Origin of the sequence: Actinokineospora auranticolor, from assembly GCF_002934265.1 — a bacterium.
Lineage (GTDB): Bacteria > Actinomycetota > Actinomycetes > Mycobacteriales > Pseudonocardiaceae > Actinokineospora > Actinokineospora auranticolor.
Genome location: NZ_PTIX01000041.1, coordinates 1 through 23013 on the forward strand (window position 1 = coordinate 1; position 23013 = coordinate 23013).

General features: G+C 74.3%; 20 protein-coding genes and 1 riboswitch. Of the genes, 10 read left to right on the plus strand and 10 right to left on the minus strand.

Translation table 11 applies throughout. The annotated features are described in order from the left end of the window. Positions 1–132 precede the first annotated feature (132 nt). Positions 133–1701 carry a hypothetical protein gene (locus CLV40_RS35775; RefSeq protein ID WP_104483473.1) on the plus strand — a complete coding sequence of 523 codons (1569 nt, stop codon included), beginning with the start codon at positions 133–135 and terminating at the stop codon, positions 1699–1701. Between the two features lie 290 nt (positions 1702–1991). Here CLV40_RS35775 and CLV40_RS35780 read toward each other — a convergent pair whose 3' ends face one another. From CLV40_RS35780 to cbiE, 4 genes are read right to left on the minus strand one after another with little or no spacing between them, the layout of a single operon-like run. After that, positions 1992–4427, minus strand: a complete 2436-nt coding sequence (locus CLV40_RS35780; protein WP_104483474.1) for a DEAD/DEAH box helicase — start codon at positions 4425–4427, stop codon at positions 1992–1994. Continuing rightward, the gene (locus CLV40_RS35785; protein ID WP_245931799.1) at positions 4424–5143 is read right to left on the minus strand and encodes a cobalt-precorrin-6A reductase; all 720 of its coding nucleotides are present in this window, start codon (positions 5141–5143) and stop codon (positions 4424–4426) included. The genes CLV40_RS35780 and CLV40_RS35785 overlap by 4 nt, the downstream gene beginning before the upstream one ends. 52 nt (positions 5144–5195) lie before the next feature. Then, complete coding sequence (cobM, locus tag CLV40_RS35790; protein WP_104483475.1) at positions 5196–5939, minus strand: precorrin-4 C(11)-methyltransferase; 744 nt, start codon at positions 5937–5939, stop codon at positions 5196–5198. Then, entirely contained in the window at positions 5936–7126 is a 1191-nt protein-coding gene (gene cbiE, locus CLV40_RS35795; protein WP_181043958.1) for a precorrin-6y C5,15-methyltransferase (decarboxylating) subunit CbiE, read from the minus strand. The genes cobM and cbiE overlap by 4 nt, the downstream gene beginning before the upstream one ends. A 94-nt stretch (positions 7127–7220) precedes the next feature. Then, positions 7221–7337: riboswitch (cobalamin riboswitch) on the plus strand. A 52-nt stretch (positions 7338–7389) separates the two neighbouring features. On the opposite strand from cbiE, the gene CLV40_RS35800 reads away from it, so the two are divergent. The 3 genes from CLV40_RS35800 to CLV40_RS35810 are packed head-to-tail and all read left to right on the plus strand — an operon-like array spanning position 7390 to position 11404. Next, positions 7390–9420, plus strand: coding sequence for a putative cobaltochelatase (locus tag CLV40_RS35800; RefSeq protein ID WP_245931800.1), 2031 nt, complete (start codon positions 7390–7392; stop codon positions 9418–9420). An 8-nt stretch (positions 9421–9428) separates the two neighbouring features. Beyond that, a complete protein-coding gene (gene cobO, locus CLV40_RS35805) occupies positions 9429–10043 on the plus strand; it encodes a cob(I)yrinic acid a,c-diamide adenosyltransferase (protein ID WP_104483476.1) in 615 nt (204 codons plus the stop codon). Next, the gene (locus CLV40_RS35810; RefSeq protein ID WP_104483477.1) at positions 10037–11404 is read left to right on the plus strand and encodes a cobyrinic acid a,c-diamide synthase CobB; all 1368 of its coding nucleotides are present in this window, start codon (positions 10037–10039) and stop codon (positions 11402–11404) included. Before cobO ends, CLV40_RS35810 begins: the two co-directional genes overlap by 7 nt. 213 nt (positions 11405–11617) lie before the next feature. Here the strand turns inward: CLV40_RS35810 and CLV40_RS35815 are convergent, their stop codons facing one another. Further along, positions 11618–12055: a DUF6114 domain-containing protein gene (locus CLV40_RS35815; protein ID WP_181043959.1), complete on the minus strand. Its 438-nt coding sequence runs from the start codon at positions 12053–12055 to the stop codon at positions 11618–11620. A gap of 58 nt (positions 12056–12113) precedes the next feature. Continuing rightward, positions 12114–12719: a DUF6230 family protein gene (locus CLV40_RS38650; RefSeq protein WP_181043960.1), complete on the minus strand. Its 606-nt coding sequence runs from the start codon at positions 12717–12719 to the stop codon at positions 12114–12116. A 421-nt stretch (positions 12720–13140) separates the two neighbouring features. Between CLV40_RS38650 and lepB the strand changes: the two genes are divergently transcribed. Further along, complete coding sequence (lepB, locus tag CLV40_RS38655) at positions 13141–13728, plus strand: signal peptidase I (RefSeq protein ID WP_181043961.1); 588 nt, start codon at positions 13141–13143, stop codon at positions 13726–13728. A gap of 45 nt (positions 13729–13773) precedes the next feature. Here lepB and CLV40_RS35825 read toward each other — a convergent pair whose 3' ends face one another. The 3 genes from CLV40_RS35825 to CLV40_RS35835 all read right to left on the minus strand — a co-directional run bounded on the left by CLV40_RS35825 (position 13774) and on the right by CLV40_RS35835 (position 15943). Further along, positions 13774–14574: a CbtA family protein gene (locus CLV40_RS35825; RefSeq protein WP_104483479.1), complete on the minus strand. Its 801-nt coding sequence runs from the start codon at positions 14572–14574 to the stop codon at positions 13774–13776. Further along, positions 14565–14774, minus strand: a complete 210-nt coding sequence (locus CLV40_RS35830) for a CbtB domain-containing protein (RefSeq protein WP_104483480.1) — start codon at positions 14772–14774, stop codon at positions 14565–14567. The genes CLV40_RS35825 and CLV40_RS35830 overlap by 10 nt, the downstream gene beginning before the upstream one ends. 209 nt (positions 14775–14983) lie before the next feature. Further along, positions 14984–15943, minus strand: coding sequence for an NmrA family NAD(P)-binding protein (locus CLV40_RS35835; protein WP_104483481.1), 960 nt, complete (start codon positions 15941–15943; stop codon positions 14984–14986). A 77-nt stretch (positions 15944–16020) separates the two neighbouring features. Between CLV40_RS35835 and CLV40_RS35840 the strand changes: the two genes are divergently transcribed. Then, positions 16021–16731 (plus strand): TetR/AcrR family transcriptional regulator, encoded by a 711-nt coding sequence (locus CLV40_RS35840; RefSeq protein ID WP_104483482.1) that lies wholly within the window; start codon positions 16021–16023, stop codon positions 16729–16731. Between the two features lie 4 nt (positions 16732–16735). Here the strand turns inward: CLV40_RS35840 and CLV40_RS38660 are convergent, their stop codons facing one another. Beyond that, positions 16736–16912 (minus strand): hypothetical protein, encoded by a 177-nt coding sequence (locus CLV40_RS38660; protein ID WP_181043962.1) that lies wholly within the window; start codon positions 16910–16912, stop codon positions 16736–16738. A gap of 422 nt (positions 16913–17334) precedes the next feature. On the opposite strand from CLV40_RS38660, the gene CLV40_RS35850 reads away from it, so the two are divergent. The 4 genes from CLV40_RS35850 to CLV40_RS35865 all read left to right on the plus strand — a co-directional run bounded on the left by CLV40_RS35850 (position 17335) and on the right by CLV40_RS35865 (position 21814). Further along, positions 17335–17889, plus strand: a complete 555-nt coding sequence (locus CLV40_RS35850; protein WP_104483484.1) for a hypothetical protein — start codon at positions 17335–17337, stop codon at positions 17887–17889. A gap of 62 nt (positions 17890–17951) precedes the next feature. Next, a complete protein-coding gene (locus tag CLV40_RS35855; RefSeq protein ID WP_104483485.1) occupies positions 17952–18503 on the plus strand; it encodes a histidine phosphatase family protein in 552 nt (183 codons plus the stop codon). Between the two features lie 444 nt (positions 18504–18947). Beyond that, the gene (locus tag CLV40_RS35860; protein ID WP_104483486.1) at positions 18948–21155 is read left to right on the plus strand and encodes a sensor histidine kinase; all 2208 of its coding nucleotides are present in this window, start codon (positions 18948–18950) and stop codon (positions 21153–21155) included. Further along, complete coding sequence (locus CLV40_RS35865) at positions 21152–21814, plus strand: response regulator (protein ID WP_104483487.1); 663 nt, start codon at positions 21152–21154, stop codon at positions 21812–21814. The genes CLV40_RS35860 and CLV40_RS35865 overlap by 4 nt, the downstream gene beginning before the upstream one ends. Positions 21815–23013 lie beyond the last annotated feature (1199 nt).

Here is a 23013-nt window from a genome sequence, read left to right on the forward strand (position 1 = left end):
CCGGGAGCCGGGAGCCGGGAGCCGGGAGCCGGGAGCCGGGAGCCGGGAGCCGGAGCCGGGAGCCGGGAGCCGGAGCCGGGAGCCGGAGCCGGGAGCCGGGAGCCGGGAGCCCTTCGAACCACCACCTCGACCGTGCCCACGAGTGAGTGGGACACCATCCGCCCGTTGCGCCGGGTGCTGGTCGTCGTCCGCACGCCCGCGACGTTGCGCAGGCTCCAGGACGTGGTGCAGGGCCTGCTCGGCGACCACCGCGTCGAGGTGCGCTTCACCGTCGACAAGGGATCGGAGTTCTCCGGCGGCCTCCCAGACCGGCTGACCGGCGCAGGCGCGCTGCTGATGCCGTGGCAGGAGGCGTGCCGCGCGCGCTTCGACCTGGCACTGGCCGCCAGCGACAAAAGCGCCCTGCACCTCATCGACGCCCCCGTCGTGCTGATGCCCCACGGCGCCGGCTACCACCGCCGATCGACAACCGACCCCGACGACGTGTCCGGACTCCGAAGATCCGCGTTCATCGCCGACGACTCCGTACTCCCCCACACCGTCGTAGTCGCACACGAACACCAGGTCGCCACGCTCGCCACGGTGGACCCACGGCTGGCCAAGCACGCGATGGTCACCGCCGACCCGTGCCTGGACCGCGTCGTCGCCAGCGAGTCCCTACGCCTCCCCCACCGCCGCTCCTTCGCCGCGGGCAACCGCCGGATGGTCCTGCTGTGCTCGACCTGGGGCCCCAACTCCCTGTTCGGCACCGACCTCCGCCTGGCGGAACGCCTGGTCACCACCCTCCCCGCCGACGAGTTCCGCGTGGCGATGACGTTGCACCCCAACATCTGGCGCCGCCACGGCCGGATGCAGGTGCTCGCCTGGCTCCGCCCCGCCATCGCGGCGGGCCTGGCACTACTCCCCCAAGACGAGGACTGGCGACCAGGCCTACTCGCCGCCGACGTCGTCGTATCCGACCACGGCTCCCTGACCTGCTACGCCGCCGCCGCGGGCAGACCCGTACTACTGGCCACCAACGGCGGCCCCGAGGTCGTCCCCGGCTCCCCCCTGGCCGGCCTACTGGCCGCGTTACCCACCCTCCACCCCGGCACCCTCACCGGCCCACTCCCAACCCCCGTAGCCGACGAGGTGACGGCAGCGGTGTTCCGTGAGCGCGGAACGTCGGCAACCGCCCTGAACCAGCTGTTCTACCGAATCATGAACCTGCCCGACCCACCGACGCGCGCGGTCCCGGAACCGGTACCACCCGCGGAGATCGAGATCGCCGAACCCACCCACTACCGGACAACGGTGCGCCACACCCTCTTCGCCGCAGACCACGTCCACCTCTCCATCGAGCGCACCACAGCCCGCTGGCCGGAGCCGTCCGCACCCCTGTCGGCCGAGGAGACAACACCGGACCTGGCCATCCTGGAGAGCGCGACGTCGGTGTGGACCAACACCCCGTTCCCCGACACGGAAACCGCAACCGACTACGCACGCGGAATGCTCCACCGCTTCCCCGGCACCCGCCTTACAACAGCCGCAACACAAGACCAAACCATCGCCACCCTGCGCGACGGCACAGTCATCACCGCCCACACCACAACCACCCTGTCGGCAACCACAGCCGCCCTCCACTGGTGGTCCACAGCGCCCCGGCGACCACACCACATCACCCTCGAAGCAGGCGCGTCGAGCGGCGTCATCCGCCTCTGACCCCGAACTCCCCGCGCCACGCGGGAACTCCCTCCCAGTCCTCGCGCCACGGGGACCCACCACCTACGCCACCACACTGTGGCAACGACCTCTCTGCGACCGGGCTGACACAACCAGGCGGCGGTCGTCCACTCAACGCGAGCAGGCCAGTCCCGCCAACCCGGTCGACCTTCGCCGCCAACCCCACGTCGCCACGACCGCCCAGCCACCACCCGCCGCGGTCCGCGGCCACCTGAGCCCGAGCCCCCACAGCGCCCTGCCCATCAGCACAATCGGGCGGCGGGTGTCCCTCAGCGCAGGCGGACCAGTTCCGCCAGGGCCTCGTCCGACAGTTCGGTCAGGGCCGCCTCCCCGTGGCCCAAGACGGTGTCGGCGAGTTCGCGTTTGGCGGCGACCAGGGTGGCGACGCGTTCCTCCACGGTGCCCTCGGCCATGATCCGGTGGACCTGGACCGCCTTGGTCTGGCCGATTCGGTGGGCGCGGTCCGTGGCCTGGTCCTCGACCGCCGGGTTCCACCAGCGGTCGTAGTGCACGACGTGGTCGGCCCGGGTCAGGTTGAGGCCGGTCCCGGCCGCCTTCAGCGACAGCAGGAACACCGGGAACTCCCCCGCGTCGAAGCGGGACACCAGTCGATCCCGTTGGGGTACCGGGGTTCCGCCGTGCAGCAGGCCCACCGGGATGCCCCGGCTCGTCAGGTGTTGTTCCAGCAGACGGGCCATGACTACGTACTGGGTGAAGACCAGGGCGGCGCCGTCTTCGGCGACCACGGTGTCGAGCAGGTCGTCGAGCAGCGCCAGTTTGCCGGACCGCCCGGTCATGCGGGGTTCCGCCTCACCCAGGTACTGGGCCGGGTGGTTGCAGATCTGCTTCAGCGCGGTCAGCAGCTTCAGCACGTGCCCACGCCGCGAAATGCCCTCGGCGCCCCGGATCGTCGCCATGGCTTCGCGCACGGCCGCCGTGTAGAGGCCCGCCTGTTCCCTCGTCAGGGGCACGGTGTGGTCGGTCTCGGTCTTCGGGGGCAGTTCCGGGGCCACGCCCGGGTCGGACTTGCGGCGCCGCAGCACGAAGGGCCGCACCAGTCGGGAGAAGCGGGACGCCGCCTCGGGGTCGCGGCCGGACTCGATCGGGGCGGCCCAGCGGGCCTTGAAGGCGGCGGCCGAGCCGAGCAGGCCCGGGGTGGTCCAGTCGAGGATGGCCCAGAGGTCGGCGAGCGAGTTCTCCACCGGGGTGCCGGTCAGCGCGATGCGGGCGTCGGCGGGGATGGTGCGCAGGGCCTTGGCGGTGGCGGAGGACGCGTTCTTGACGTGCTGGGCCTCGTCGGCGACGACCATGGACCACGGGTGGGCGGCCAGGGTCGCGGCGTCGCGGCGCATGGTGGGGTAGGTGGTGAGGGTGAACCCCGCTGCGGCCGGGGTGCGGTCGCGGCCGTGGAAGCGGTGCACCGGGACACCCGGGGCGAAGCGGGCGATCTCCCGGGCCCAGTTGCCCAGCAGCGACGCGGGGCACACCACCAGCGTCGGGCCGGGGCCGCGGTGCAGGTGCAGGGCGATGACCGTGATCGTCTTGCCCAGCCCCATGTCGTCGGCGAGGCACGCCCCCAGGCCGAGGCCCGTCATCCGGGCGAGCCAGCGCAGACCGCGCAGCTGGTAGTCGCGCAGGGTCGCGGTCAACACCGCCGGTTGCGCGACCGGCTCCGCGCCCGCCTCCGGGTCGGCGATCCGGGCGCGCAGCGCCTCCAGCGCGCCCGCGGCGGCCACCGCGGCGGGCCCTCCGTCCACTGTGTACTCACCGGCCAGCACCGAGCCCAGGGCCTCGGACACGCCCATGGGCGCGAGGGCGCGGGGCACCAGTCCCGGTCGGACCAGCACCCAGCGGTCGCGCAGGCGGACGGCGCCGCGGTGGGTCGCGGCGAGGGCGTCGACCTCGGCCCTGGTCAGTTCCGCGCCGTCGAGGGTCAGCTCCCAGTCGGCGGAGAACAGGCCGCGCGACTCGGTGCGGCCGACCAGCACCCGGCGTTCGACCGTGCCGACGAGGTCGCGCGGCCAGTGCACGTCGATGTCCATGCGGTGGGCGTTGACGAGCAGGTCGCCGACCTCCGCCTCGGTCAGGGCCAAGCGGTCCGGCACCTCCTGGTCGACGAGTCGGCGCAGGGGCGGCCACCGGCGGGACGCGCGGACGATGGCGTCGACGAACCGCTCGCGGCCGTGGTCGTCGCCGCGCGCCCACAGCTCCGCCCCGTCCAGCACGAGGGCGGGCTCGAACACCGCGTGCGCCTGGGGCACACACGTCCCGTCCGGCTCCAGCCGCAGGGACAGCCGCACGCCGCCGGGCATCGCCTGGCGCGGTGGCGGGCCGACGATCGCGTCGACGAACGCCAGCACGGCCGCCTCGGAGGTGGCGTCGGTGTTGTGCGCGTCCGCGGGCATCCGCCCGGCCAGCTCACCGAGCCGGGTGGCGTCCTCCGCGCTCAGCGCGCCCCGCGCGATGCACCGGATGGCGATGACCACCACCGCGCCCCAGAACGCCGCCGTCGGGTGACCGCCCGGCTCGCGGCGGGCGCGGCTGAGGATCGGCACGGCCTCGGGCAGCGGCAGCCGCACCGTGGCCACCGTGCGGTCGGCCAGGACCAGCTCACCCAGGTCCGACCCGTCCGGCAGCCCGTCGCCGTGGAACGCGACCGTCCCGGCCTCCACGGTCGCCGCGCACCGGGCGAGTTCGGTCCTCACGGCGCCAACCAGTCCAGGACCTCGTCCACGGCGCCCACCACGGGCACGTCCGGCGCGGGCGGCCTGCGCACGACCACCACCGGGACGCCCATCTCCTGGGCAGCGTCCACCTTGGCGACGGTCAGCGGTCCCCCGCTGTCCTTCGTCACCAGAACGTCGACCCCATGTCCCCGAAGCAACGCCAGCTCGGTGTCCACAGTGTACGGGCCGCGGTCGAGGAGCACCAACCGCTTTGCCGGCAACGGTTCCTCCGGCGGGTCGACGCACCGGATCAGGAACCACCGCGCCGAGTCGGCGAAGGCGGACAGCCCCTGCCTGCCCGTGGTGAGGAAGATCCGCTCCCCCAAGCCGTCCGCGACCGCCGCGGCCTCGGCCAGATCGGACACCCAGTGCCACCCCGGCCGCGCAGGCCAGCCGGGCCGGCGCAGCATCAGCAGCGGCACACCGGCTTTCCCCGCTGCTTCGGCCGCCGACGCGCTGATCCGCGCGGCGAACGGGTGCGTGGCATCGACGACCGCGTCGATCCCCGCGCCCGCCAGCCACTCGGCCAGCTTGTCCGGCCCGCCGAACCCGCCGACCCGCACCTCCCCCACGGGCAGCCGCGGATCGCGCACCCGTCCCGCGAGCGACGAGACCACCGCGAACCCGGGTCGCCCGTGCAGCGCGGACGCGAGCGCGCGCGCCTCACCGGTCCCGCCCAGCACCAACACCTTCACGGACGCTCCCGCCCGACCGAACACAAGCCGCCACCGGACACCCCGAGGACCTTCACGGGCGTTCCCGCGCGGCCGAGTACAGGTGGCTGTCGCAGAAGCCGCCCGGGTCCAGGACCCGGCCGACGATGATCACGGCTGTGCGCCGGATACCCGCCGACGCCACCTGTTCGGCGATGTCGGCGAGGGTCCCGCGCAGCACCACCTCGTCGGCGCGCGACGCGTACGCCACCACCGCGACGGGGCAGTGCGCGCCGTAGTTGGGCACCAGTTCCGCGACCACTTCCCCGATCCGCTGGACGGCGAGGTGCAGCACCATCGTCGCGCCGGACTTGCCGAGCGTGTCGAGGTCCTCCCCAGCCGGCATCGGCGTGGCGCGGGCCGACGTCCGGGTCAGGATCACCGTCTGGCCGACGGCGGGCACCGTCAGCTCGCGGCGCAGCGCCGCGGCGGCGGCGGCGAACGCGGGCACGCCGGGCGTCACGTCATAGGGCACGCCCGCCGCGTCGAGCCTGCGCATCTGCTCGGCCATGGCGCTGAACACCGACGGGTCACCGGAGTGCAGTCGCGCCACGTCGTGCCCCGAGGCGTGCGCGGCCAGCATCTCCGCGACGATCTCGTCCAGCGTCAGGTTGGCCGTGTCGACCTTGCGCGCGTCCGGAGGGCACACCGCGAGCAGGTCCGCCGGGACCAGCGCGCCCGCGTACAGGCACACCGGCGCGGCGGCGACGAGGTCCCGGCCGCGCACGGTGATCAGGTCGGCCGCGCCCGGCCCGGCGCCGATGAAGTGGACTGTCACGCGTCCTCCCGGGGTTTGACCGCGACCCACTGGGTCACCGGCATCGCGGGTCGCCAACCGGTGAAGCCGCCGATCGGCGCGGCGCGGCTCACCGACAGCCGGGTCAGCGCGCCGCCGACCTCGCCGTGCCACCGGGTCACGAGCGCCTCGGACTCCAACGTCACCGCGTTGACCACGATCCGCCCGCCCGGCCGCAGCGCCGCCCAGCAGGCCGGGAGCACGCCGTCCGCGGTGACCCCGCCGCCCACGAACACCGCGTCGGGCGCGTCCAACCCGTCCAGTGCCGAGGGCGCCGAGCCGCGCACGAGCCGCAGCCCGGGCACGCCGAGGGACGCCGCGTTGCGCAGCACCCGGTCGGCCCGGTCCGCCCGCGGTTCCACCGCCACCGCCCGGCACGCGGGGTGCGTCCGCAGCCACTCGATGCCGACGCTCCCCGAGCCCGCGCCCACGTCCCAGAGCAACTCCCCCGGCTCCGGCGCCAGGGCCGCCAGGGTCACCGCGCGCACCTCCCGCTTGGTGATCTGGCCGTCGTGCTCGTAGACGTCGTCGGGCAGCCCCGGGACGCGCGGCAGCCGCCGAGCACCCGGCTCGGCCACGCACTCGATCGCCACCACGTTCAGCGGCGCGTTGCCCGTCAACGCCGCCGTGACCCGTTCGTCCGGTCCGCCGAGGTTCTCCAGGACCCGGACCAGACTGGCACCGAAGCCGCGGGCGCGCAGCAAGTTGTCCACAGCCCCCGGCGTCGACGAGTTCTCGCTGAGCACGAGCACCCGCCGCCCCGGGTGCAGGGCCGCGTGCAGGCGCTCGACAGGCCGGTTGACCGCGCTGACGACCTGCACGTCCTGCACGGGCCACCCGAGCCGCGCGCACGCCAACGACACCGAGGAGGGGTGCGGCAGCACGCGCACCTCGGTGAACCGGCTCAGCGTCGTCCCGATCCCGTGGAACATGGGGTCGCCGCTGGCGAGCACGCACACGGCCCGGCCCGCGTGCTCGGCCAGCACGCGCGGGATCGCGGGCACCAGCGGGGTCGGCCACACGACCCGCTCCGCCACCATGTCCTGGGGCACCAAGTCTACCTGCCGCGCCGACCCGATGACCACGTCCGCTGAGGTCAAGGCCGCGAGGGCGGACGGGGACAGCCCGTCGACGCCGTCCGCACCGATTCCCACCACCGTCACCGCCACGGCCGCTGACCCTAACCCCCGAGATCCCCGCCACGTGTCTTGGCCCGCGCCCGACCGGTCTGCGACGATGCGAGGCGACCAAGCAGGGTGCGCGAGGAAGCCGGTGCGATTCCGGCGCGGTCCCGCCACTGTGACCGGGGAGCGACCCCTGACGACGCCACGGCAGCCGCCGGAAGGCCAGGGCGAGCACTGATCCGGGAGCCAGGACACTCCGCCCTGCCGACGACCGACCCGGGCGCGGACCCGGAGTGAGGATCACTGGCGTGTCATCAGGCGTGTCTGCCGCCCCGGGCGTGTCGCACCCCGGCTACCCGTTCTCCGCCGTCGTCGGGCACGCCGACCTACGGCTGTCGCTGCTGCTCAACGCGGTGCACCCCGGTATCGGCGGTGTGCTGGTGCGCGGCGAGAAGGGCACCGCGAAGTCGACGGTGGTGCGCGCGCTGGCCGCGTTGCTGCCCGTGGCCGGGGTGGTCGCGGGGTGCCGCTTCTCCTGCGACCCCGCCGGTCCGGACCCCCGCTGCCCCGACGGCCCGCACGCCGCGCCGGTGCCCGACACCCGCCCCGCGCGGCTGGTGGAGCTGCCGGTCGGCGCTACCGAGGACCGGTTGATCGGGTCCCTCGACCTCGAACGCGCCCTGACCGAGGGCGTGCGCGCGTACCAGCCGGGTCTGCTCGCCGCCGCGCACCGGGGCGTGCTGTACGTCGACGAGGTCAACCTGCTGCACGACCACCTGGTCGACCTGCTGCTCGACGCCGCCGCGATGGGCCGCGCGCACGTGGAGCGCGAGGGCGTGTCGGTGTCGCACGCGGCGTCGTTCCTGCTGGTCGGGACCATGAACCCGGAGGAAGGCGAGCTGCGGCCGCAGCTGCTGGACCGGTTCGGGCTGACCGTGGAGGTGCGCGCGGCGCGCGATGTGGACACCCGCACGGAGGTGGTGCGGCGCAGGCTGGCGTTCGAGGCGGACCCCGCCGGGTTCGCGGCGACGTGGGCGGACGCGGACGCGGAGTTGGCGGCGAGGATCGTGGCCGCGCGGTCGGCGTTGCCGTCGGTGGTGCTGCCGGACGCGGAGCTACGGCGGATCGCCGCGGTGTGCGCGGCGTTCGACGTCGACGGTATGCGAGCCGACCTGGTGTTGGCGCGCACCGCGGTGGCGCACGCCGCGTGGCGGGGCGCGGCAGCGGTCGAAGAAGAAGACGTCGCGGTGGCCGCGCGGTTGGCGCTACCGCACCGGCGGCGCCGGGATCCGTTCGACGAGCCGGGTATCGAACAGGACCAGTTGGAGCAGGCGCTGCGGGACGCGGCCGAGCAGACCGAACCGGACGACGACCCGACCCCCGACGGCCCTGGTGGCGGGGCCCCGGATGCGGCGGACGCACCGGACAGTTCCGGTCCGGACAGCTCTGGCCAGAGCCCGGAGGGGACTGGCGAGGCGCCGCGGGGTGGCGACCAGTCGCGGCCGCCGGTGCGGCCCGACGAGGGGTTCCGAGCGCGGGTGCTGGAGATCGCGGGTGTCGGCGAGGGGGCGCCGGGTCGGCGGTCCCGGTCGCGCGCGGGCGCGGGTCGGGCGTTGCGCTCCTCGCAGTCGCAGGGGGCGGGAATCCACGTCGTAGGCACTTTGACGGCCGCTGCACCGTTCCAGCGGGACCGGGGTCGTAGTGGGCCGGGGTTGGTTGTGCGGTCCGGGGACGTGCGTCGGGCGGTGCGGGAGGGGCGGGAGTCCAACCTGGTGCTGTTCGCGGTGGACGCGTCCGGGTCGATGGCGGCGCGCAAGCGCATGTCGGCGGTGACCGGTGCGGTGGTGTCGTTGTTGCGCGACGCCTACCAGCGACGCGACAAGGTCGGCTTGGTGACGTTCCGGGGTGGTGCGGCCGAGTTGGCGCTACCGCCCACCTCTTCGGTTGAGGCCGCCGTTGCGCGACTACGCGATTTGCGGACCGGTGGACGTACACCGCTCGCCGACGGCTTGCTGCGGGCGCGGAAAACGCTGACCACGGAAAAGCTCCGCGATCCGCGTAGGCGCGCGTTGTTGGTCGTAGTGACCGACGGTCGCGCCACGGTCGCGGTCAACCGGAACGGCCGCACGTCCAACGACCCCCTCGCGGACGCGCTGCGCGCCGCGTCGGTCATCGCCGCGGACGGTGTGGCCAGCGTGGTGGTGGACTGCGAGAGCGGGCCGGTGCGGCTCGGGCTCGCCGACCGGCTCGCCGTCGCGCTCGGGGCGACCGGGCTGCGGCTCGAGGAACTGTCCGCCGACGCCGTCGCGGGTGTGGTCCGCGCGGTCCGCGCCGCCTAGGAGTCTCGATGCCGCAAGGGAAACCCGATGTCGTCCCGACCGACGGGCTGACCACCCGGCAGCGGCGCAACCGGCCGCTGGTCGTGGTGCACACCGGGGAGATGAAGGGCAAGTCGACCGCCGCGTTCGGACTGGCGCTGCGCGGCTGGAACCAGGGCTGGTCGATCGGGGTGTTCCAGTTCGTGAAGTCGGCGAAGTGGCGCGTCGGCGAGGAGTCGGCGTTCCGGGCGCTGGGCAGGCTGCACGAGGAGACCGGCGAGGGCGGTCCCGTCGAGTGGCACAAGATGGGGTCGGGGTGGTCGTGGTCGCGCAAGGCGGGCACGGAGGAGGACCACGCCGAGGCGGCGCGCGAGGGCTGGGCGGAGATCACGCGGCGACTCGCCGACGAGCGACACGACCTCTACGTGCTCGACGAGTTCACCTATCCGCTAAAGTGGGGGTGGGTTGACATCCAGGACGTGGTTCGCACATTGGCCGATCGGCCGGGGCACCAGCACGTCGTCATCACGGGCCGTGACGCGCCGCAGTCCCTTGTGGACGCGGCGGACCTCGTCACGCACATGACCAAGGTGAAGCACCCGATGGACGCCGGCCACAAGGGCCAGAAGGGCATCGAGTGGTAGCCCGCGTCGTGATCGCGGCGCCCGGTTCCGGGAGCGGCAAGACGACGGTGGCCACGGGGCTGATCGCCGCCCTGCGCGCCCGCGGGCACGTGGTGGCGCCGTTCAAGGTCGGGCCCGACTACATCGATCCCGGCTACCACACGCTGGCCGCCGGGCGGCCGGGCCGCAACCTCGACCCGGTCCTGGTCGGTGAGCACCGGGTCGCGCCGCTGTTCCGGCACGGGACGCGCGGGGCGGACGTCGCGGTGGTCGAGGGCGTGATGGGGCTGTTCGACGGGCGCGTCGGGCAGCACGTGGCGTCCGGCGGGTTCGGGTCCACGGCGCACGTGGCCAGCCTGCTGGGCGCGCCGGTGGTGCTCGTCGTCGACGTGCGCGGGCAGAGCACGAGCCTGGCGGCGCTGCTGCACGGGTTCCGGTCGTACCGGCCCGGGGTGCGGATCGCGGGTGTGGTGCTGAACCAGGTCGGGTCGGACCGGCACGAGCAGGTGCTGCGCGAGGCGTGCGCGGACGTCGGGCTGCCGGTGCTGGGCGCGGTGCGGCGCGCGGGCGAGGTCGACGTGCCGTCGCGGCACCTGGGTCTGGTGCCCGCGGCCGAGCACGGCGCGCCCGCGGTGCGCGCGGTGGCGGCGATGGCGGACCTGGTGGCGGCGTCGGTGGACCTGGACGCGGTGCTGGCGGTGGCGCGGTCGGCGCCCCCGGTCGACGGGCCCGTGTGGGACGCGGCGGACGAGGTCGCGCCGGTGCCGGGGCGCCCGGTGATCGCGGTCGCGGGCGGGTCGGCGTTCACCTTCGGGTACGCCGAGCACGCCGAGCTGCTGCGCGCGGCGGGCGCCGAGGTGGCGGTGGTGGATCCGCTGCGCGACGAGCGGCTGCCCGCGGGGACGGCCGGGCTGGTGCTGCCGGGCGGGTTCCCGGAGGCGCACGCGGAGGCGTTGTCCGCCAACGAGTTCCTCCGCGAGGAGATCGCCCTCCTCGCGCGCTCCGGCGCGCCCGTGCACGCCGAGTGCGGTGGGCTGCTGTACCTGGCGGCGAAGCTGGACGGGCACCCGATGTGCGGTGTGCTGGCGGCGGAGGCGGCGATGTCGCCGCGGCTGCTGCTGGGTTACCGGGACGCGGTGGCGGCGTCGGCCTCGGTGCTGGGCGGAGAGGGCGCCCGCGTGGCCGGGCACGAGTTCCACCGCACCCGGACTCTGCCGGAACACGGCGACCGCCCCGCGTGGGCGTGGCGCGACCACGAGGGCGTGGTCCGCCGGGACGGCTTCGTCCAGGGTCGGGTGCACGCGTCGTACCTGCACACCCACCCGGCCGGGAACCCGGCCGCGGTGCGGGCCTTCGTCGAGGCGTCGGCGGCCCCTGCCTGAGCCGGCGGCTCGGTGTCCGTCGCAGGGTGCTCCCGGATGCGGCCGGTACCGCTTGGCGGGGTGCCCGATGTGGAGCGTGCGGGTCTTGCCGTTGACTCGGTCGCGGTGGGCAGAGGTCGCGAAGGAGCGCGCGGCACTGTGTCGGCCGTTGAGGTGGTGAACCCACCACGGGGTCGCGCGGCCGGTCCCTCGCCGCGGGCTTCCCGCACAAGGTCAGGCGGCGTCGGCCGAGTCGGTCGGGTGGAGTCGGGCGGCCGGGTCGTCGGTGGGCTGTTCGTCCACTGTGGTCGGTTGCTTGCTCGGCTTGCGAGGCGCCCACGAGGTGGCCATGGCGCCGCCGACGATGCCGAGCACGGAACCGATCACCAGGCCGCCCAGGTTGGACAGCGGGAACGCGGCGACCGACACCAGGACGGTGATCAGCCCGGCGATGACGCGGGTCTGCGGGGTGAACCACAGGCTCAGCGCCAGCACGGCCATGATCGAGGCGATCAGCAGGCCGGACACGCCCGCGACCCCGCTGGCCACCAGCACCTTGATCGGCGCCAGCGGCAGCACGAAGATCGGCACGGCGCCGAGCAGGACGAACACCCCGCCCCAGAACGGGCGGGTGCGGCGCCAGTGGGTGAAGGCGCGCCAGTAGCGGGACATCGGGTCCTCCGGTCGAGGTCGGGGGCCTGGCGGCACCGGCCCGCCAGGCCCCACGCGGTCAGCAGCCGTGCGCGCCCGAGGAGACGCTCAGGTCCAGGTTCTCGAGCTGGAAGTCCCCCGCGACCTGGGCGGAGAGCGCGTCGGCGCGCAGCGCGCCGATGTCGGCGGCGTCGGCCTGGAGCCCGAAGTTCCCGGCCTGCTTGCGCACCTCCGCCGGACCCTTGGTCAGCGCGTTGCTCGCGACGCCGAGGTCGAGGCCGTGGAAGGTGCCGTCGCCGGTGAGCTTGCGGGCGTCGAGCAGCAGGTTCCCGGCCCGCAGCTCCTTGGTGGCCGGGTCGGTGTCGCCCGCGGTGATCTTGAACGTGAGCTGGCCGACGATCGGCACGTCGGTCACCACGTTCGCGCAGAGCCCGCTGAGCTGGGCGTCGCCGATGCCCGCGTACAGCACGCCCTGGTCACCCGCGTTGTACACGGTGCCCGCGAACCCCTCGGCGGACAGGCTCTGCGAGGTCAGCGTGATCGGTACGCCGGACACCGCGAACGAGGCCGCGAGCACGCCCTGGGCCATCGCGACGGCGAGGGCGGCGATCGCGCCCACCGCGGGCAGGGCCACCAGGGTCGCGCGGCCCCAGCGGGTCCCGCCCCGGCTGTCTTCGTCTGTCATCGTGCCTCCCTTGCGACGGCGCCGCCCCCGCCGACCGGGCAGCCGCCACCCGCGTTCGTCTCGGCGAACGCCCAGGTCAGAGCTGCGACGGGGAGTCGGTGCGCATCGGAACCAGTGGTTGGTGGGCAGATCGTGCACGGGTGTGCGCCGCGCTACAAGCGGCCGTTCGCGCCGCCGCCCGGCCGGGTCGCGGCGATATGTGACGGCGGGTAACAGGTATCGACCGCGACCGTTGGGGACCACTCGCAATCCGAAGGCGATTCGCCACCGCGGGCACGAACGGGCGGGCGAGCGGGCCGGTTTCCGCTACCCGGAGTTACATAAGACTCCAAGTAACAGTTACGCAACATCGCAGTATTCGCCCGTTCACCTCCGCCACCCGGCCGAGTTAGCTGTCCGGCAGCCGGACGATGGAGGTCCCTTGCCGCGCCGAACCCGCCGCGCACCGCTCGTCGCGGCCATCGCGCTCGCCGCCGCCCTCGCCCTGGTCGTCGTGGCCGGGGTGGCCGCCTACGCGCTCTCGTACCGGATCGATGGCGACAGCATGTCGCCGACGCTCACCGATGGGGACCAGGCAGTGGCCGACCCGTTCGCGGGCGACTACTCCCCCGCCCGACTCGACGTCGTCGTGCTGACGCCACCCGGGCGCGAGGCGCCGGTGGTCAAGCGGGTCGTCGGGGTGCCCGGCGACCGGGTGCGCTCGATGGACGGGCGGATCCAGGTCCAGCCCGCCGGGACCGGGCCGTGGTTCGAGGTCGCACAGGGCGGTTCGGCGGTGTGGGGGCGTCCGCCGCGACAGTGCTGCGCGAGGGACGGGACGGGCGGGGAACGGACCCAGGAGCAGGTCGTGCCACCGGGGCGGTACTGGGTGATCGGCGACAACGCGGCCGTGTCCGAGGACTCCCGGGCGTTCGGCTGGGTCCCGGACGAACGGATCCAGGCTCCGGTGTGGACTCTGCTGTGGACGTTCGGGTCGCCGCGGACGGTCGAGCTGAGACCGTTGGGGTGAAAGGGAAACGGCCCCGGTGCGCCCGGGGCCGTTTCAGTCCGTCGGTCAGCCGGTCTTGCGAGTGAGTCCGCGGTGCAGCAGCGCCGCGAAGACGACACCGATGGTCGCGTACAGCACCGCCGAGGTGCCCAGCGACGCCACCCGGAACTCCCACAGCACGGAGCCGGGGAACGAGTCGGGGACCTCGTTGAACGACGGCAGCGCCTTGGCCACGGCGGTCACCACGACCACGTAGCCCAGCCCGGCGGCCACAGTGGACCACCAGCCGCCCCAGCGCGCGGCGAGCTTGCGCGCCGCGACGATCGCCAGGACCAGGGCCACCAGGGAGATCCCCATGATCCCGAAGAACAGGCCGGTCCGCTCGCCGATCGTCTCGCCCTTGCCGACCGCGGGCGGGTTCGCCGGGTAGGTCAGGAACGGGACGAGGACGAGCGCCAGGTAGCCCAGCCCCGCCACGGCGAGCGCGGTGGCCCGCGCGGTCAGGCGACCGAGCCTGCCGTAGGCGAAGGCGAACGCGAGGCTGTAGAGACCGCCCAGGCCCAGGCCGTACGCGACGGCGCCGATGCCGAGGCCGCCGGTCGACTGGAAGGCCCGGGAGACCTCCTCTTCCTCGGCCGCGGGCTCCGCGCCGTGCGAGTGCCCGCCCGCCTCGGCACCGTGGTCGTGGGCGGCGCCGCCCGCTTCCTCGATGCCGATCGCGGTCTCCACCGACGGCTCACCGAAGGCGGAGGCGAACCCGAAGGCGAGCAACCCGCCGACGAGCCCGGCGAGCAGGCCCCACACGAGCAGCGAGCGCACGGTGAGCGCCGACTGCTCCGTGGTGCGGTCGGGCTCGGTCAGTGGCACGGGAAGCCCAGCAGGTGCCGCGCGTCGTGGACGAGCTCGTGCACGTAGGTACCGTCGAACACGGCCAGCGCGCCTTGCTCGGCGCCCACGAAGTACAGCGCGATCAGCGACAGGACCCCGGCGAACAGGGCGTAGGGCAGGATCTCCCGGATGGGGATCCGCACGGGGATGGGGGCGGGAACGGCGACGGCATGCGTCACGACGACCTCCTCGGGGCTTCACGCGGCCCGGTAGTGGAGCGGTCGACGGGGGGAGGGTCTGACTGCGAGCGCCTCTCGGCACCCGTTCACAGTGGCGCGGCCGTGCCGGGTTCCCACCGGCTTCCTCCACCCATCAGGGTCGATTCGGCAACGTAAGTCAGCCTGACCGGCCGTGTCAACGCGGCCGAATGCGCAGGTGGGCAATGTCATCACCCCGCCTTCCGCGGGTAGTGGACCGTCCGGCCCAGTGGCCGGGCCCGTCGCAGGCGGATCCGCTGGCAGGCGGGTCGTCGGGGTCGGGCGCGGCGGGCCCGGCTGGCCTCGGCACCGGACTCGGCGAGCCAGGTGCCGAACGCGCGCAGGCCCGGGTGGATGACGCGGAGCGCCTCGATGTCGGCGTGCCAGCGCTCGCCCGCCGCCCAGCGCCTGCCGGTCTCGATGATCATCGGGTGCACCCCGGTGGTCACCTGCTCGTACCGGACGGGGCTGCCGGTGGCCGCCGCGATGGCGGCGGCGGCCTCGACCGGGGTGGGCTGGTCGCCCGCCAGCTCCAGCGTGCGGCCCGCGTAGCGCTCCGGGTCGGCGAAGGCGAGGGCCGCGAAGTCGGCGATGTCCTCCAGGGTGATGACCTGCATCGGCTCGTGCGGTGGGAAGAAGTGCCGGTGGACGCCGTCGACGATGCCCTCCAGCCCGAGGTCGCCCGTGAGGAGGTAGTTGGTCACGAAGCGGACCGGGCGCAGCACGGTGGGGCGGGCGACGCGGTCGACCAGGTACCGCTCGATCTCCGCCTTGCCCTTCGCGCTCTGCTCGGACCGCGACATCGAGGCGACGGTGCTCAGCACGACCTGTTCGACGCCCGCCGCCACGGCGGCGTCGACGAGGGCGCGGCCACGGGCGGCCTCGGTCTCGTCGGCGGGTCCGTTGGGGCCGAAGGGCGCGGTCGGCACGGCGAACACGGCGGCCACGCCGTCGAAGGCGGGCCGCAGGCTCGTCGGGTCGTCGAAGTCGCCGGTCACGAGCTCGGCTCCGGCGGTGGCCAGGGCGACGGCCGCGGCGGTGGTCGTGTCGCGGACGAGGGCGCGCACCGGGCGTCCGTCGGCGAGCAGGCGACGCGCGGTGGCGCCGCCCTGCCTGCCGGTGGCGCCGGTGACGAGGATCGGGTCGGTCATGGGTGTCTTATCCCGGGATGATGGGGCTATCCGGGATGATCGACCCGGTTCTGTCAGCGCGGAAAGGGTTGCGTGACATGACGGCGGAACGGGCCGACGCCCGGCGGAACCGGGAGGTCGTGCTGCGGACGGCGGTGCGGCTGTTCGCCGAGGACGGGCCGGAGGTGTCACTCGGTCGGATCGCGCGGCGCGCCGGGGTCGGCGCGGGCACCGTCTACCGGCACTTCCCCAGCAAGGAGATCCTGGTCGAGGCCGTGCTCGCCGAGCACATCACGGGCCTGGCGACCGCGGCGGACGGCTGGGCCACCCGCGCGGCGCCGGGTGCCGCGCTGTTCGGGTTCCTGGTGGAGGTGGTCCAGAAATCCGTTGACCGCCGACACCTCTGCGACGCGCTCACCGCCGACCGGGGCCGGCCGCACGCGGCCGTCGCCCAGGCGTCCCGCCGGTTCCACGAGGCGTTAGAACGGCTGCTGGACAACGCGAAGCGGGCGGGCACGATCCGCGTGGACCTGCGGACCGACGACCTGTCCGCGGTGATCGCGGGCGCCGCCGCGCTGCGCGACGCCCACCGCGACCCCGTCCGCGGCGCCCGCCTGGTCCGGTTGCTGCTGGACGGGCTCCGCGCGGTCACGGAACCCGTCGAGTTCCGTGACGAACCCGGCGGGCCGCGTCACGGAACCTGCGTCGAGTGCGGCGTCCGCCTGCCCGTCCGCGCCACCGGCAGGCCGCCCCGCTACTGCGGCCCCACCTGCCGCCAACGCGCCCACCGGCGTCGCGCGGCGGAGTGAGCCGTCACCCGCGACCCCCGCGCCCGGACACCGCGACCTCGACCCGCGGGACGGTCTCGGCCGCCGGTCCCCACGGGACCTCGGACGGGACATCGGAGTCGACGTGCATCGCGTGCCTCACCAGGCTCCGGATCCGGTACGCGCCGACGCCCACCTCGTCGACGAGGTGGGCGTCGATCACCCCGTGCACCGCCGCTTCGACCCTCGGTCCAGCCCAGCCGAGCGCCACGCCCAGCGCGCGCGGACCGGTCCCCTGGCCCCGCGCGGACTCCGCCCCTGGACCACCTCGGGGTTGCGGGTGGTCACCGAGCGCACGCAGTGGCCACGCCGCGACCGGCCCCGCCGCGGGGGTGTCCAGCTACGGCTACGGCGGCACCATCGCCCACGTCGTGCTCGAGGAGGCACCGGTCGACGACGACGTGTTGCACATCGCGGACGCCCCCGCGGCGGGCCCGCCAATCGCGGCATGCGTTGGGAGCACCAGGTCGAAACTCCTGCGCCCGCGCGGGTAGGTGGAGTACCGGGTGCCGCCGGCGGACGCGGCACCCGGTACTCCACCGCGGCCGTAGGCTCACCCGATCCATACCAGGGAAGGGCCGCGGAATGCGACAACTGGTCATCGTCCTCCTCTTCGGACTCGCGGCGTGCTCCGCCGCCCCGGGCACCGCACAGCCCGTGCCCGCGCGGTCCACGGGCGCGGCGGGCGCCGCCTCGCCCAACCCCTGCGAACTGGTCACCCGCGAGACCCTGGACAGCGCCTTCCCCGACGCCACCGCCATCGCGCCGGTGACCGCCGACGGCGTCGAGCCCGGCAACCCACCCGCGAACGGCGCTTCGGGGGAACGCGACTGCGGCTACGCGGTGACCGTGCCCGGTGTGTTCGGCGACAACCCCGGCACCGACTCCGCCAGCCGGTTCACCGTCATGGTCGCGACCTACGCCGAGGACCGCGACGGAACCACCTGGGACGCGCTGAGCCGGGGCACCGGCACCCGCCCCGCCACCAACATCGGGGACGCGGCCTTCTTCCGCGGCGAAGGCGACCTGACCGCGCACCGGGGGCCGGTGATCGTCCACGTGTGGAGCGCCGACGACGTCGACGGCGTCCTGGACGACCAGCGGGTCACCGGCATCGTGCTGCGGGCGCTCGCGCCCTGACCGACGGAGGCCCACCCGGCATTGGGAGGATTCCACCGGACTGCGACGGCGGAGGGTGGACGGTGAGCGGGCGACTCGTGCTGGTGTGCCATGGCGCGACGGCGGCGACGCGGGGGGTGGTGTTCCCGCGGGACGAGCCGCTGTCGGTCGAGGTGGGGCGCGGCGCCGACCTGGGTCGGGTCGACCTGGTGGTGCGGGGCCCGGAGACGCGGTGCGCGCAGACGGCCGCCGGGTTGGGGCTCGACGCCGTGGTCGACGAGCGGCTGCGCGACGCCGACCACGGGCAGTGGCGGGGCCGGGCCCTGGACGAGGTCGCGGCGGGTGAGCCCGAGGCGGTGACGCGGTGGCTCACCGACCCGAGCGCGGCGCCGCACGGCGGCGAGTCGGTGCTGACCGTGCTGGGCCGGGTGGGCGACTGGCTCGACGAGCACCCGGCGGGCGCGCGCACGGTGGCCATCACCTCGCCGTCGGTCGTGCGGGCGGCGCTGGTGCACGCGATCGGGGCCGACCCGGCCGCGTTCTGGCGGGTCGACGTGGCCCCGTTGTCCCGCACGGTACTGCGCGGCGGGCCGGGCCGGTGGTCGCTGCGCTGGATTGTCCCAGGCGACGCCTGACTCCCCATTTCGGCGAAACACTCGGCGATTCCCCCGAATTGCGCGCGACGAATCGTCTGCGCCATTTGCGCCGAACAGCCCATCAGACCCGCGTACTGTCGATCACGCTTCGGTGCGCGTGGGCGCACCGATCGGCAGGCACGCGACTCGGATGCACCAGCTTCGCACCAACGGCCGGTCAACCGCCGTCGACGCAGCGTGACGAGAGGCCATAAGGTCACGAACTAGTCGCCGTGCGCGCGAGGCGGCAACCGCCTTGGTCATTTAGGGGACATCCGCGCCGCGCCCTTGCGCCGCGCCCGAATGTCGGGGACGCTCAACCCCACCGATCACGTCCGATGATTTTCGACGCGGGTGACGTATCAATCGGACAAAGGTGGACGACGCCATTCCCGTCGACGGTGCGCGGGTCGGCGCGCACGAGACGGAGAAAGCGGTGACGCGGTGGGCGAGGCGGCTGCGGACCAGCCAGGCGGCCCCGCGCGGCCCCCGGGCGGTTCCGCCGACCACACCACCCCGGACGCGGCGGGTGACCCCGAGATAAACACCACGACGACCGGTATCCCCACCCCGGGCGCCGCGCCCGGCGCGGTCGCGCACACCACTCCCGCGCCCGAAACCGCCGAAACGACCGCCCCGCCCGGTATCTTCGCGATTACCCCGCCCGCGGGGCACCCCGCGGACCACACCCGGCAGGCGGGCGACCCCGCCGCCACCACCGAGACGACCGCCATGACCGACGCCGACCCCGTCACCGCGGCCGCCGACGGCACCGCGACAGACGGCACCACCGCGCACGACGACCCGACCCACGGCACCACGACGGACGACACCGACACCGGCGCCACCCCGACCGGTGCCGCGACCACCCGCGCGCCGGGGAGCGACCCGGCCGCCGACGACCTGGACACCCGCCGCCGGAACCTGTTCCGGGGCCTGGTCGACCGGGCCGCCGCGGCCGAGGTGTCCCAGGACCGGATGCGGCACCTGCTGGACGCCGTCCTCTCCGTGGCCAGCGACCTGTCGCTGCCCGCCGTGCTGCGCCGCATCGTCACCGCCGGGTGCGAGCTGGCGGGCGCGCGCTACGGCGCGCTGGGTGTCCTCGGCCAAGACGGCGCCTTCGAGGCGCTGACCCACGCCGGGCTCGACGACCGGACCGGGCGCGAGATCGGGGCGTTACCCGTCGGCAAGGGCATCCTCGGGCTGGTGATCGAGCGGCCCGAACCGCTGCGCGTGCCGGACCTCACCGGGCACGAGGCCGCCGCAGGGTTCCCCGAGAACCACCCGCGGATGGGGTCGTTCCTCGGCGTGCCGATCCGGGTGCGCGGCGAGGTGTTCGGCAACCTGTACCTCACCGAGAAGGTCGGCGGCCGCGGCTTCACCCAGGAGGACGAGGACGTCGTCGTCGCCCTCGCCGCGGCGGCCGGGATGGCAATCGAGAACGCGCGGCACTACGACCGCAGCATCCGGCGCGAGCGGTGGCTGCGCGCCACCACCGAGGTCACCGCCGTGCTGCGCACCAACGTCTGCGACGCCGAGGGCCTCGACCTCATGGTCCGCCGGGCGCGGGAGGTCGCGGGCGCGGTGCTCGCCTTCGTCGCGGTCCCCGCCGGGCCGGAGCACCTGGAGGTGCGCGCGGTCGACGGCACCCTGTCCACCGAACTCGCGGGCTCCCGGATGGCCGCGGGCGACAGCATCACCGGCGACGTGTTCTCCACCGGCCGCGCCCGGGTGCTCGGCGAGGTCGCGCAGGCCACCCTGACCCGGTCGGTGGCGACCTTCCACCAGCTGCCCGAGGGCATCAGCGGGCTCGGCCCCGCCGTGTTCGTCCCGATGAGCACCGGGTCCCGGGCGTCCGGGGTGCTCATGCTCGCCCGGGAGCACGGCGGCACCCGGTTCGACGACGAGGACGTGCGGATGGTGACCGACTTCGCCACGCACGCCGCCCTGGCCATCGAGTTCGCCTACGCCCAGCAGGACCGCCAGCGGCTGGCGCTCTACGAGGAGCGCGACCGCATCGCCCGCGACCTGCACGACCTCGTCATCCAGCGGCTGTTCGCGATCGGTCTGGGCCTGCAGGGCCTGCGGCGGTCCCCGCACAACCCGGACGCGGGCGAGCGGCTCGGCGGCTTCGTCGCCGAGATCGACCAGACCATCCGCGAGATCCGGCGCAGCATCTTCTCCCTGCAGCAGCCCGCCAACGGCCCCTACAGCCTGCGCGGGGAGATCCTGCGGGCGATCTCCGAGGCCACCGTCACCCTGGGGTTCGAGCCGACGGTGCGGCTCGAGGGCCCGCTGGACTCGGTGGTGCCCGCCGACGTCGCCCTCGACCTGATGGCCACGCTGCGCGAGGCGCTGTCCAACGTCGTCCGGCACGCCGGGGCGAGCGGCGTGGCGCTGACCGTCGCGGTGGACCGGCACGCCACCCGCTTGCGGCTGCTGGTCCGCGACGACGGGCGCGGCCTGCCCGCCGACATCACCCACCGCGGCGGGCTGTCGAACATGGTGCAGCGCGCCCGCCGCTGGGAGGGCGACTGCGTGATCGATTCCCCCGCCGTCGGCGGGACCCGGGTCGACTGGGACGTGCCGCTGCGCAGGCCCGCCCCGACCGGACGTGATCAGGACGCGCGAGGCCAGGAGGCACGTGGATGAGCATTTCCGTGTTCGTGCTCGACGACCACGAGGTCGTCCGCCGCGGGCTGCGGCAGTTGTTGGAGGTCGAGCCGGACATCGACGTCGTCGGCGAGGCGGCCACCGCCGCGCAGGCCCTGGCCAGGATCCCCGCGGTGCGCCCGCAGGTGGCCATCCTGGACGTGCGGCTGCCCGACGGCGAGGGCGTGTCGGTGTGCCGGGACGTGCGGTCGTCGGTGACCCCGCCCCCGGCCTGCCTGATGCTCACCTCGTTCTCCGACGACGAGGCGCTCTTCGGCGCCATCATGGCGGGCGCCGCCGGGTACATGCTCAAGCAGGTCAGCGGCGACGACCTGGTCTCGGCCGTGCGCACCCTCGCCGAGGGCGGCTCGCTGCTGGACGCGGGCGTCACCGCGACCGTCCTCGACCGCCTCCGCGCGGGCCGGGTGGAGGACCCGCGCTACGCGACGCTGAGCCCGCAGGAGCGCAAGATCCTCGACCTGATCGCCGAGGGCATGACCAACCGGCAGATCGCGGGCGCCCTGTACCTGGCGGAGAAGACGGTGAAGAACTACGTCTCCACGCTGCTGCACAAGCTCGGCTTCGACCGCCGCACAGAAGCGGCCGTCTACGCCACCCGCCTGCACAACACCCAACGCGGCAGCGCACCCAACCTCTGAGCACCACCCCGCCAACCCCGCACCCGGTTCTCCACCCCTCCCCCGCTCCTCAGCCCTACACGCCGGTCCCACACCTGCGCCGCCGCACCCCGCCCTCATTGCAGCAGGCCGCTCCCCGCCCGGTCCCTCCATCCCCATCTCCCCACACCGCCGCCCCCACGTCCCTGTCCAGCCCTTCACCTCCGCCCTACCCGCCCCACCTCATCCCCACAACGCCGCCCGGTCCCTCTATCCCCATCTCCCCACACCGCCGCCCCCACGTCCCTGTCCAGCCCTTCACCTCCGCCCTACCCGCCCCCACATCATCCCCACATCACCGCCCGGCCCCACATCCACGCCCCGGCCTCTGCCTCACCCCGGGCCCTGCCGGCCCAGCACGCTGCCAGGCCCCATATCCCCGTCCGGCCGTCACCAACCCACCCCGTACCTCTACCCAGCCCCGCACCACATCCCTGTTCGGCCCTCCATCCCTCTCCGGCCTGACAACCCCAACCCGGCCCCGCATCCCAGCCACACCTCCTATCCCTGCCTGGCTCCGCACCTCCCTGCTCCCGCATTCGCCTGGCCGCGGCCCCGGCGACGACCTCCCACTCCTCGACGCCCGCCCGGTCTGCCAACCGGCCGCCCGCGACCAGCCCGCCCCGCGCCGACCGCTGTGGCCACACGGCCCCGTGATGTCCAAGCCCTGGAAGTCAATCACTGCCGCGGGTCGCCGTGCGCGAAGTTGTCCACAGCCCCGAACGGGTACTTGACCGGTGATCCGTTCGGGCGTGCCGTCACTCCACGCCACCACCGCCCCACCGTTGAGAGAACAGGGAACCGGCCTGCCCGCCGACCAAACTTTCCCGTACTTCCCACAATCCCGGGCGCGTCCACGGCGGAATCCCGCGCCGGGAAGGTCACCCGCCGCCCCGCGCGCCCACACCGGGCCGAGCGGGATCGCTTGTCCGGCGGCCACTTGGTTCACGCCGCGCGTCCACCCGGCCGACGCCGGTCGCCGCGGGTGAGTCCGTTCGCGACTCGCGGCGCGCCACCGGGGCGGGTGGACCGCCGCATCCGCCCGTACGGGTTCGGCGTGTCGTCCGGACCGGGTGCGCGCCATCGGTAACGTGCCCGGCGTCTCGCGCTATACCGCATGCAGGAGAAGGGCATACCGGCGGGTCGCTGTCGCGGCGGGCACCCGGGTCCCGAGGTGGCGG